Consider the following 496-nt stretch of genomic DNA (forward strand, 5'->3'; position numbering starts at 1 on the left):
GAACGTGCTGCTGGTCATCATGATCGGTGAGCACGCCGGGATCGCCCTGCTGCTCGGGCTGCCGTTCTTCTCGATGGCGATGATCGCGGCGGACGCGGTGTTCCTGCCGACGGCCTTCCTGGTCTGGCTGGGCGGCCGGGCCGCGCTGGGGCGGCAGCGGCTGCTGGGGCGGCTGCCGCGGCGGTGGCGCCCCGCCGGGGACGGCGGCCCGCCGGGGGTGCCCACCGCGCGCCCGGCGCCGGAGGGACGCGGCGGTACGGGGGAGGCCCCGCCGCACGGCGGTGGCGGGGGCCATACGCTCGTCGGGTGAGCAGCGAGACCGGCAGCACCGGCGGCACCCCAGAGCCCCTCCAGTACGACGACGGCTACGGCCAGGGGATCGGCGTCGGCCCGCACCCGCTGCCGTGGCCCGAGGACGAGCGCTACGACCCCGAGCTGCTGGCCCACGGCGACCGGCGCAACGTCGGGGACGCCTACCGCTACTGGACGCGGGAGG

Annotated in this window: 2 pseudogenes; both read left to right on the top strand. The window is 77.4% G+C overall.

Annotated features, from left to right (window positions below):
- Nucleotides 1-310 (top strand): annotated as a pseudogene (locus V2J85_RS40360) (HTTM domain-containing protein); the annotation flags it as partial.
- Nucleotides 307-496, top strand: a pseudogene (locus V2J85_RS40365) (rRNA methyltransferase); the annotation flags it as partial. The pseudogenes V2J85_RS40360 and V2J85_RS40365, both read left to right, overlap by 4 nt.

Origin of the sequence: Streptomyces bugieae (assembly GCF_036352915.1) — a bacterium.
Lineage (GTDB): Bacteria > Actinomycetota > Actinomycetes > Streptomycetales > Streptomycetaceae > Streptomyces > Streptomyces endophytica.